This window comes from Arthrobacter sp. G.S.26, from assembly GCF_050847375.1.
Classification (GTDB): domain Bacteria; phylum Actinomycetota; class Actinomycetes; order Actinomycetales; family Micrococcaceae; genus Arthrobacter.
The window spans coordinates 350,609-360,912 of the sequence record NZ_CP193752.1; the positions used below are offsets into that span (position 1 = coordinate 350,609).

The following is a 10,304-nucleotide window of genomic DNA, read 5'->3' on the forward strand; positions in this document are numbered from 1 at the left end:
GCGGTGCCCGCCACGCCGCGGCCCCATTTCCCTCGCGTCGCTTACGTTCCTCACCTTTGGCGGTGGTTCAGTGAGCGATTATCAGCTGGCCCTTCAGCAGCTCACTGACTCTGCCCTTCCTACCGGGGCTTTTGCCCACTCTTTGGGGTTTGAGGCTTATTTGGACCGGGAGCTTGTTTGGGATGAGGCTTCCTTTGGGGCCTGGCTTGGGGCGTTTATTTCACAGTCGCTGACTTATTCCGATGGGTTGGCCATCCGGTTTTTGTATGAGGGGTGGAATGTTGCGGAGTTGGATTCGCTGTTGTCCGCTTCGCTGCTGCCGCGGCAGGTCCGGGAGGCCAGCGCCAAGATGGGCGGCCGGCTTCTGGAAATCGGCGGCGAAATCTTTCCTTCCGCTGAACTGGCGCTGTACCGGGACCTGGTGGGCGGCGGCCGCGCGGTGGGGCACCAGCCGCTGGCGTTCGCCGTCGTCGCCCGCTCCCTGGACGTGCCGCTGGCGGAGGCGCTGGCCGCCTACCTTTTCGCCACGGTGACGTCGCTGACGCAAAATGCCGTCCGCGCCATCCCGCTGGGCCAGAACGCCGGGCAGCGGCTCCTGCGGGAGGCGGCCGACGGCGTTGCTGCCGCCGTCGAACGCGTCAAGCACCTCACACCTGACGACTTCGGCGCCGTCAGTCCCGGCCTGGAAATTTTTCAAATGCGGCACGAGCGTCAACGTGCCCGGATGTTCATGAGCTAGCAGGAGGAAACCCATGAGTGAACCCATCAAAATCGGCATCGGCGGACCGGTGGGCGCCGGCAAAACCCAGCTGGTGGAGCGCCTCACCCGGCACATGAGCGGCGACATTTCCATGGCCGCCATCACCAACGACATCTACACCATCGAGGACGCCAAAATCCTGGCCGCCAACGGCATCCTCCCCGTGGACCGCATCATCGGCGTGGAAACCGGCGGCTGCCCCCACACCGCCATCCGCGAAGACACCTCCATGAACACCGCGGCCATCGAGGAGCTCAAGGCCCGCCACCCCGACCTGCAGGTCATCTTCGTTGAATCCGGCGGTGACAACCTCTCCGCCACCTTCAGCCCCGAACTGGTGGACTTCTCGATCTACATCATCGACGTGGCCCAGGGCGAAAAGATCCCCCGCAAAGCCGGCCAGGGCATGATCAAGTCCGACCTCTTCATCATCAACAAAACCGACCTGGCCCCCCACGTCGGCGCGGACCTCAACGTCATGGAGCGGGACTCCCGCGAGTTCCGCGGCGCCAAACCCTTCTGCTTCACCAACCTCAAAACCGACGAAGGCCTGGACGCCGTCATCGAATGGGTGCGGCGCGACGTCCTGATGCTCGACCTCGCGACATGAGCACCGGCAGTTCCGTCGTTGACTCACCTTGGGCGGCGCCCGCGGATGAAGGGCGCCGTGCCCGCTCCGCGGTGCCCGCCACGCCGCGGCCCCCTTCATCCGCGGCCGCTAAGCGCCCGGCGAGGGGTCAACTGGAGCTGGGCATCGAGATGCGCGGAGGAAGGTCGATCGCGTCCAGTCAGTACCATCGAGGTGCTCTTCGCGTGTTGCGGCCGCATTACCTTGATGGCTCCGGGCAGGTTTGCTACGTCGTTGTGAATCCTGGTGGGGCTTACCTTGGGGCTGACCTATTTTTGCTGGATGTTGAGGTCCGGGCCGGGGCTGATCTTTTGCTGACCACTCAGTCGGCTACCAAGGTTTACCGGACTCCCGGGTCGTTTGCCGAGCAGCGGATGGCTGTGCGGCTGGGGGAGGGCGCCAGGCTGGAGCTGATGCCGGACCAGCTGATCGCCTACCGCGAGGCCAGCTACCGGCAACATTCCGCGTTTACGGTTCGGCCGTCGTCGGCCCTGGTGATGGCCGAGGTGGTGACCCCTGGCTGGTCGCCGGACGGCGCCGCGTTCGGCTACGAGGAAGTCCGGCTCCGGAACGAGGTGCGGGTCCTGGCTGACGACGGCGGCTTGGAACTTCTGCTGCTCGATAACCTGTTGATCCAGCCGCCGGCACGCGACGTCACGGGCCTGGGCTTTATGGAAGGCTTCAGCCATCTGGGCTCCCTTGTGGTGGTGGACGCCCGGGTTGACCAGGCGCTCGCCGACGAGCTGCACCTGCTCACCGCCGGGTTCGACGCCTTGGCCGGTGTCTCACTCACCCGGACCGTGGCGGGAACCACGGGCCTGGTGCTGCGGGCCTTGTCTGACAGTACCGGTGAGCTCAACCGGCTGCTCGCTGCCTGCACCAACCTGCTCCGTGCGCGCTGGCACGGACAGGAACCCCTGAACCTGAGGAAGCACTGATGACCGCCATGACCCACCTCGCCACCTTCTACCGCGAGCGGGAAGCCCTGCCCATCCGGACCCGGCTGATGTTTACCTTCGGCGCCGTGGCCCTGCTTCATGTTGCCGCCGTTGTGCTGTTGCTGGTGGGCGGCGGCGGCGCGCCCGGCGGGCAGGTCCTCACCTTGGGCCTGCTGCTCACCGCCTACCTGGCCGGCGTCAAGCACAGCTACGACTGGGACCACCTGGCTGCGATCGACAACTCCACCCGCAAGTTCGTGGCGCAGCGCCAGGACCCGGTCAGTGTCGGCTTCGCGTTCAGCCTGGGACACAGCTCGGTGGTTACCCTTGCGGGGATCCTGGTAATCGCGGGCGCCGCCGCGGTGGGCGAATCCATGCAGGAGGGGACAACCGGCAACCTGGTGCTCGGGTTGATCGGGAGCGGCGTCTCGGGCCTGTTCCTGCTGGCCATGGGCCTGTTCAACGGATCAGCGTTCACCCGCTCCGCGCGCGCCTACCGCAGGGCCCGGGCCGGGGGCGCCATTGAGGCGCGCGACCTGGAGCCCGCGGGCCTCGTGGCGAAGCTCCTGGCCCGGCCGCTGGCCAGGGTGCGGCGGCCACGGAACATCTACGTGATCGGATTCCTGTTCGGGCTGGGGTTCGACACCGCCACGACCATCGGGTTGCTGATGATGACCACTGCCGCGTCCCTGGCCGGGGTACCACCCATCGCCCTGCTGGCCCTGCCGCTCGCTTTCACGGCCGCGATGACCCTCTGCGACTCCCTCAACGGAGTGGCGATGATGCGGATGTACCGGTCCGCGCTTGATGACCCGCAGCGCAAACTGGGTTTCAACGCCGCGGTGACCGGCATTTCAGCCGTCTCGGCCCTGTTCATCGCCGTGATCACGCTGGGCGGCTTCTTCGACGCCGCGTTTGCCCTGGACGATCCGCTGACCGGATGGCTGGGGTCGATCGACCTGGGCGAAGCGGGCCTGCTCCTGGTGGCCCTGCTGCTGGCCGTGTGGGCTGCGGCGGCGTTGCTGGGCCGCTCCGGAAACTCCCCGGCCGCATGGCTCAGGCGGCCATCCCGTCCTTGACCTGGGAGCGGTGCTGCAGGGTGGCCGCTGCCTGCCGGGGTGCCGACCGGCGCAACGTGACCCGGCCGCCGTCCGGCACTGTCGCATCCGCCACCAGGTGCACGCCGTGCCCGATCAGCACTCCGGCGCCGATCCGGGAGTGGCTGCCCACTTGTGCCCGGTTCCCGACGATCGACCCCTGGCCCACGCGGACGCCGGCGCCCACCACGGCCCGGTCGCCGATCTCAGCGTCGCGGCCGATCCAGCTGCCGGCGCCGATCCTGGCGCCCGATCCCACGCGGGCGCCCTGCTCCACATAGGCCATGGCGCCGATGTGCGCGCTTTCGGCCACCATCGCGCCGGGCGCAACAAGCCCGCCGCCGTTGGCATGCCGGGCGTACCGGGTGATCTTGCCGGCGTCGTCTTCCACTGATTCAAATTTGGCGTTCATGTACTTCCTTGTCCATTCAATGGCGTACCAGACTCTCAGTTAACGGTCCGGAACCGTGAAGGATTCCCGGGACGGCAACGTTTTCCGGTGTCCGGCCCCACGGCGGGGGGTCTGTGTTTCCTGCGACGGGCTTCCTAGACTGGAGCCATGATCACTGTTGCCGGAAGCGTTGAAACCAAACTGTCCGCGGATAAGGCCTTTGCCTTCCTGAGCGAGTTCGAGAACACCAGCCAGTGGGACCCCAGCACGCCGGTCATGGACAAGCTGACACCCGGCCCGGTGGCAGTGGGCCACAAGTACCACGCAGAGGCCGAGTTCCGGGGAAAGCGGCAGTCACTCGAGTATGTTGTGATTGAACTTTCCGAGGGCCATATCAAGCTCCGCGGCCACAACAAGACCGTCACGGCGCTGGACACCATCGAGGTCCGGCCCGCCGGCACCGGGTCCGTGGTGGACTACAAGGCCGAGTTCAGCATCAACGGCCCGGCCAAAATCATCCAGCCACTCCTGAAACCGGCATTTATGTCGCTCCGGGACCCGGCGCTGGACGGAATCCGGGACAAACTCAACTCCCTGGCCGGTGCCTGAGTCCCGCTGAGCCGGGCCGCTTAACCTTCCAGTTGCCCGGCGGTCGCCGCCTCGAAAAATTCGCGGATCTCCCGGCGCGGGTCGAACGCCACGCTGACGTCGGTATCGAGGACCACGGTGGCGCGCTGGGCCCCGTATTCCGGCCACTCCGCTCCGGGCAGCACCGGGATCCCCGTCGCGGCGAAGGCTGCCCACGCGGAGCTCATCGTGTCGCCAAGGGCCTGCGGTGCCGTGCCCCTGGTGAGGAATGCCGACTCCGGTGAGTTGAGGTGCCGGAACACAAAGGCGATCTCCAACGCATGGCAGGAGCCCAGCCGGCCGCCCATGGCAGGGCTGGGCCAGGTGAACAGGTACGCATGGTTCCGGCCAGGGACAGTGCCGGCCGCAGCACTGCCGGCCCACTCCTCCCGGGCGGCCAGCAGGCGGTTGCTGGGCTGGCGGTACACCGAGTCCGCGATAGCGGCCTCCAGCAGCACCTTCCCGTCGGGTGCGGGTGCAGCGCCGGGGGCCGCAGCATGGACCCGGCCCAGCGCTTCGGCGTAGCCCGCGGCGTGGGCACGCGGGATTCCCGCGCCGGCCAGAACGGATGCCACCCGATCAGTGAACGCGGGTCCGGACGGGTTGTCGGGCCGCAGTTGCACACTGAAGGAGCCTTCATTCAGGTTGGTCCCGATCAGCAGGTCAACCCCGCCGTTCAGCCCGGCCCGGACCGCCTCCAGCGGCGGCCGTGGCAGGGCCGGCGTGCCCACCGTGGGCTGGAACGGCAGCGGCACGGCATATGACGACGCTGCCGTGCGCTGCACCAGCTTTTCCTGCGCCGCAAGGAGCTCCGCCACCGGCAAATCCAGCAGTCCGGCAGCGGACCCGCCGTCCAGGCCGCACAAGGCCAGGAATTCCGTGGTGAGCCGCGCGGAATCCGCCGGGGTGCGGTACCGCTCGGCCGTGCCGCTCTGCATCACGGCCCGCCGGAAAAGACCGTCCGACGCCGGCATGCCCAGCACGGTGCCGATGGCTGCGGCGCCTGCGGACTCGCCAAAGACGGTCACGTTCTGCGGGTCGCCGCCGAAACCGGCAATGTTCCGGCGCACCCAGCGCAGCGCTGCCAGGATGTCCAGCAGGCCAACGTGGGACGAATCGGCGTACTCAGGGCCCAACAGCTCCGGCAGATGCAGGAAACCCAGCGCACCCAGCCGGTAGTTGACGGCCACCACAACGGCACCCGCGGCGGCAGCCAGGGCGCCGCCGTCGTACATGGCATCGCTGTTGGCGCCGCTGAGGTAAGCGCCGCCGTGGACCCACACCAGCACTGGTCGGTCAGACCCGGCCCCGGATTCCGGCGTCCACACGTTGACGTTGAGGCAGTCCTCGCTCCAACGCCTGGGCGTGGAGCCCGGCGGTGCCTGCAGGTCGGGGTTCTGTGGCGCGGCGGGGCCGGGGCCGGCGGCGTCCCTGATGCCCGGCCAGGCAGGCGCGGGAACCGGCGGACGGAAACGCTGCCCGCCGGTGGGCCCGGCGTAAGGAATCCCGAGGAACCGGTGGACCAGGGTGCCGTCCACAGTGGCCGTGGTGCCTTGGACAGTTCCCTGCTGCGTGTGGGCAAGCTTCATGGGTGCCACGTTACGGGGTGGCCGCGGGTAGGGTGGAGTCACCGTTTGGCAGTGAGCGGCCATAGTGATGTGGCTTTCCTTAAAGACGGAGGGGAAAATTCTTGGCTGACGCCGAATGCCCGGACAGCGGGCTGTTTGCTGCTGTGGCGGCGCATGTGCAGGACCTGGTCCTTGCCGACACCGATGCCGAGGGCCTCCTCGCAGCTATCGCCGGTCATGCGGCCACCGCGCTGGGGACCCCGGAGTGCGGCCTCTGGTGCGGGATCAGCCTGGCCCGCCCCAAAAAGCCCCTGGTGGTGGTGGGAAGCGATCCGCGTGCCCGGCTCCTGATGCTCCTGGAAGGCAGGAACGGCGACGGGCCGGGGGTGGACGCGGACCGTTCAGGCGCCGGCGTCCTGAGCCCGGACCTGTCCCTGGAAGAGCGGTGGCCCGATTATGCCGGCGCGGCCCGCCGGCAGGGGATCGCTTCTGTCCTCTGCCTGCCACTGCAGCTCGACGACGACGCCACCGGCTTGGTCAGCATCTACAGCAGGCGCCGGGATGGGTTCGCCGACGGCGGCTTTGAGCGGGCCGAAGGTTTTGTGGCCCAGGCATCCAAGGGTCTCACCCTGGCGCTGCGGATGACCAAACTGCGCGAGACCCGTGACGGCATGAGCGCCGCCATGCAGTCCCGCACCGTGATTGACCTTGCCACCGGCGCCATCATGGCCCAAAACAAGTGCGACCAGGATTCGGCGTTCCGGGTGCTGCTGAACGCCTCCAACAGCCGCAACCTGAAACTCCGGGACGTTGCGGGAGCGGTCATCACCTCAGTGGCCGGTGAAGGCCGGGTCATTACCTACTTCGACGAGTAGGGATCCTGGAAATCCGTGGGCCGGCCGGCCAATGGGAAATCGCTGAGCGGCACCCTGCCCAGCAGGCTGTTGGCTGCGCAGTGCTCGTTGATGGCCTGCGCCAGGGCGTCCCTGTCCTTGGCGGGCAGCTTCAGGTTACCCGCCAGGTAGGACCGGAGGTCCTGTTCCGGGGCATCGCCACCCAAAGCGATGTATTCCAGCCAAAGGTGCGTCGGATCCAGGCCGTGTTCGGTGATGACACCGCCGGTCAGTACCTGCTGGTCCGCCTCATCCATGGTCCCGTCCTCAGTCTTGGAAAGTGTAGATCGCAAGGCATTCGGAGCGGACGGGCCGATGGATGGGTGGACTTCCAAACTTTTTTCAGACCGGCTGCGACACCTGGTCCCGGGCCATCCGGCCCAGCCAGCGCGCGCTCTCCTTGGGGGTGCGTTGCTGGGTGGTCCGGTCCACGGCAATGAGGCCGAACTTGGGCCCGTACCCGAAAATCCATTCGTAGTTATCAAACGCTGACCAGGCGATATACCCTCGGACATCGATCCCGTCCGCGAGGCAGGACGCTACCCCGGCCACCGCGGTTTCAAGGTATGCCACCCTCTGGGCGTCGTCATCGGTGGAGAGCCCGTTCTCCGTGACGATCACGGGAACCCCTGCCACCCGGGCAGCCTCCCGGATGGTGGCTTCGAGAGCCTGCGGATAAATTTCCTCACCGCTTTGGTTGGTCGGGGCGCCGGCCGGAGCCGGCGCCAGGCCCCCGGCGCTGAATACCGTCCGCCCGTAGGTCTGGATCCCCACAAAGTCGTCGCCCCGCGAGGCCAGCAGGAAGCGTTCGTTGACGTCCCGGCGCACCTGGTCGGCCCGTTCGGCGCCGCCGTCCACGGACTGGATGTCCGAGTTGGCAAGGGTCCAGCCCACCAGCAGGTCCGGCCGGTGGGCCTTGATGGCGGCCGTTCCGGCCCGGTGCGCGGCGACGCCCACCTCGAAGGCCGCCTCAGAGGCTGCGAACTGGAAGTAGGAGACCTGCTCCGCAGGGATGCCCAGCTTTTCGCCGGCAGAGACCCACATGGGCAGGGAGCCGCGCTGCCCGGGGGCTGCCACCGGAAGGCCGAAGTTCGCCAGGAGGGGGCCGAGGTTGGGTTCGTTCAGGGTGCAGGCCACGCCGATCAAATCACCCAGGTGGGCCATGACCCGGTCGCAGTAACGGGCAAAGAGTTCAGGGGTGCGGGAGTCCTCCCAGCCACCGGCCTGCAGCAGCCACCGGGGGGAGGTGAAGTGGTGGAACGTGACCACCGGTGTGAGGCCGTGCTCGTGGCAGGCCAGCAGGACCCGCCGGTAGTGCTCCAGTTCCGCGACGGAAAAGAGCCCTTCGGCGGGTTCAATCCGGGCCCATTCCAGTGAGAAGCGGTAGCTGGTGAAGCCCAGCCCGGCGATCAGGGCGATGTCCTCACGGTAGCGGTGGTAGTGGTCGATCGCATCGCCGGACGGCTCCGCGAAGGACGTTCCCGGCAGGTGTTCCAGGAACCAGGCGTCGCTGTTGACGTTGCCGCCGTCCACCTGGTGGCCGGCGGTGGCTACGCCCCAGAGGAAGTCCTGCGGGAACTGGGATTGGGTGGCCATGTTGATCCTTTCGTAAGGGGCGCCCGCTGACGGGCGCCGGGCGTCGCTGCCCTTTTATCCATCCTCCGGCCCGGCGTGACCGGCGCCACAATACATTTTCAATCAATGACATTGTCATGTCCGCGGGAATTCGCTGCGGCTGATCCTTGAGGGGAGCCAGGCAGCTGCCGGCACACCACACGTTTACTTTCTCCGTTGTCCAACACGAATGCGAAGGCGCACCAATGAGACTTCAGACCACCAAGAGCCGGGGGAGCGCCGCCGTCCTGGCCGGCGCCCTGCTGATGGGTTCCCTGGCTGCCTGTGGCGGCGGCACCCAGACTGCCAACACGGCCGTTGACAAAACCACCCTGACCATCGGCGTGGAGAGCGACTCCGCGTCGTTCGGCTACGACCCCATCCGGGTGGCTGACGCCCAGCGCCAGTTTATGGAAGGACTCTACGACACTCTCCTGGACCTGCAGCCGGACGGCTCCGCCGGCCCCGGCCTGGCGTCCGCCTTCGAATACAACGCGGACAGCACTGTACTGACGCTGACCCTCAAGGAAGGTGTCACCTTCACCGACGGCTCCACCCTGGACGCCGCCCTGGTCAAGGCAAACCTGGACCGCCGCACGGACGCCGCGTTGAGCACCTACTCAGCCATCGCCAAGGGCGGGGCGCAGGAAATCAGCAGTGTCGACGTCGTCAGCCCCACCCAGGTGGCCATCACCTTCGCCAAGGCCCAGCCGGGCTTCGAGAAGAACCTGACCTCCACCATGGGCATGATCGTTGGCAAGACGGGCGTGGCCGACTCCGCCAGCCTGGCCACCAAGCCGGACGGCTCCGGCCCCTACACCCTTGATGCCAGCACAGTTAAGGGCAACAAGTACGTGCTGGTCAAAAACGACAAAAATGCCGACGCCGCCGATTACGCCTACAACAAGATCGTCTTCAGCGTCATCCTGGACCCGCAGGCCCGCGCCAACGCACTGGTCTCCGGCCAGGCCGACGTGGCCCAGCTGACCTCTCCCACGGTGGACTTCGCCAAGTCCAAGGGCGTGGGGGTGTCGCAGATCGGCGGCACCGTCCAGACCATGATTTCCTTCGACAAGACCGGCAAGACTGCTCCCGCCTTCGCGGAGGAGAAAGTCCGGCAGGCCATTCAGTACGCCATCAACCGCAAAGCCCTGGTGGACGCGCTCCACAAGGGTGACGTCCCGGCCTGGAACGCTTTGCCCAAGGATTCCGCCGGCTTCACCACGGAGCTGGATACCCGGTTTGCCTACTCCCCGGAAAAGGCCAAGAGCCTGCTCGCGGAAGCCGGCTACGCCAACGGCTTCGAGTTCACCATCATCGCCGGCGCCCAGACCCAGACCGACCTGCAGGCCATCCAGAAGGACCTCGCTGCCGTGGGCATCACCATGAACGTGAAGATGGCCGCCTCCACGGACGAGGCATTCGCCGCCGTCGCCACCACCCCGCTGGGCTACGCACCGCTGACCTGGGACAACCCGCTGGGCCTGATGTACGGGGCCATCCTGAACGGCTTCACCAACGTCCAGAAGGCCACCGATGACCAGCTGTCCGCCGCCACCGGAGAGGTTGCCGCTGCCAAGGACGACGCTGCCCGGAAGACGGCACTGACCAAGCTCAACACCCGCCTGGTGGAGTCCGGCTGGATGATCCCGCTGTTCGAGTCCCTCTCCAACTGGGGCTACAACACCAAGAAGGTCTCGGAAGTGGAGTTCGCAGGCTCCAACTCCTACCCGCTGCTCTCGTCCTTCAAGCCCACCAACTGACACAACCCCGCCGGGCGCGGCTTCT

General features: G+C 67.0%; 11 protein-coding genes. 7 read left to right on the plus strand and 4 right to left on the minus strand.

The features are described from left to right. Positions 1-70: 70 nt before the first annotated feature. From ACRB8A_RS01700 to ACRB8A_RS01715, 4 genes are read left to right on the plus strand one after another with little or no spacing between them, the layout of a single operon-like run. Positions 71-739 carry an urease accessory protein UreF gene (locus ACRB8A_RS01700; protein WP_285241110.1) on the plus strand — a complete coding sequence of 223 codons (669 nt, stop codon included), beginning with the start codon at positions 71-73 and terminating at the stop codon, positions 737-739. 13 nt (positions 740-752) lie between these two features. Beyond that, complete coding sequence (gene ureG / locus ACRB8A_RS01705) at positions 753-1,370, plus strand: urease accessory protein UreG (protein ID WP_050684213.1); 618 nt, start codon at positions 753-755, stop codon at positions 1,368-1,370. Further along, positions 1,367-2,326 carry an urease accessory protein UreD gene (locus ACRB8A_RS01710; RefSeq protein ID WP_432245438.1) on the plus strand — a complete coding sequence of 320 codons (960 nt, stop codon included), beginning with the start codon at positions 1,367-1,369 and terminating at the stop codon, positions 2,324-2,326. Before ureG ends, ACRB8A_RS01710 begins: the two co-directional genes overlap by 4 nt. After that, positions 2,326-3,405: a HoxN/HupN/NixA family nickel/cobalt transporter gene (locus ACRB8A_RS01715; protein ID WP_285241109.1), complete on the plus strand. Its 1,080-nt coding sequence runs from the start codon at positions 2,326-2,328 to the stop codon at positions 3,403-3,405. Before ACRB8A_RS01710 ends, ACRB8A_RS01715 begins: the two co-directional genes overlap by 1 nt. Here the strand turns inward: ACRB8A_RS01715 and ACRB8A_RS01720 are convergent. Further along, positions 3,383-3,835 carry a DapH/DapD/GlmU-related protein gene (locus ACRB8A_RS01720; protein WP_285241108.1) on the minus strand — a complete coding sequence of 151 codons (453 nt, stop codon included), beginning with the start codon at positions 3,833-3,835 and terminating at the stop codon, positions 3,383-3,385. The two genes, ACRB8A_RS01715 and ACRB8A_RS01720, sit on opposite strands and share 23 nt — an antisense overlap. Before the next feature lie 147 nt (positions 3,836-3,982). On the opposite strand from ACRB8A_RS01720, the gene ACRB8A_RS01725 reads away from it, so the two are divergent. Next, entirely contained in the window at positions 3,983-4,423 is a 441-nt protein-coding gene (locus ACRB8A_RS01725) for an SRPBCC family protein (RefSeq protein WP_050684216.1), read from the plus strand. Positions 4,424-4,443: 20 nt separating this feature from the next. Here the strand turns inward: ACRB8A_RS01725 and ACRB8A_RS01730 are convergent, their stop codons facing one another. Then, on the minus strand, positions 4,444-6,030 hold the full coding sequence (locus ACRB8A_RS01730; protein ID WP_432245439.1) for a carboxylesterase/lipase family protein: 1,587 nt from the start codon (positions 6,028-6,030) through the stop codon (positions 4,444-4,446). Between the two features lie 101 nt (positions 6,031-6,131). On the opposite strand from ACRB8A_RS01730, the gene ACRB8A_RS01735 reads away from it, so the two are divergent. Then, positions 6,132-6,884: a GAF and ANTAR domain-containing protein gene (locus ACRB8A_RS01735; protein ID WP_432245440.1), complete on the plus strand. Its 753-nt coding sequence runs from the start codon at positions 6,132-6,134 to the stop codon at positions 6,882-6,884. On the opposite strand, the gene ACRB8A_RS01740 is transcribed toward ACRB8A_RS01735, so the two are convergent. Both ACRB8A_RS01740 and ACRB8A_RS01745 read right to left on the minus strand, forming a co-directional pair. Beyond that, a complete protein-coding gene (locus ACRB8A_RS01740; RefSeq protein ID WP_056601572.1) occupies positions 6,869-7,159 on the minus strand; it encodes a hypothetical protein in 291 nt (96 codons plus the stop codon). The genes ACRB8A_RS01735 and ACRB8A_RS01740 overlap by 16 nt on opposite strands. Before the next feature lie 85 nt (positions 7,160-7,244). Beyond that, a complete protein-coding gene (locus ACRB8A_RS01745) occupies positions 7,245-8,498 on the minus strand; it encodes a glycoside hydrolase family 1 protein (protein WP_432245441.1) in 1,254 nt (417 codons plus the stop codon). 224 nt (positions 8,499-8,722) lie between these two features. Between ACRB8A_RS01745 and ACRB8A_RS01750 the strand changes: the two genes are divergently transcribed. Next, a complete protein-coding gene (locus ACRB8A_RS01750; protein WP_285241106.1) occupies positions 8,723-10,279 on the plus strand; it encodes an ABC transporter substrate-binding protein in 1,557 nt (518 codons plus the stop codon). The last annotated feature ends 25 nt before the right edge of the window (positions 10,280-10,304 follow it).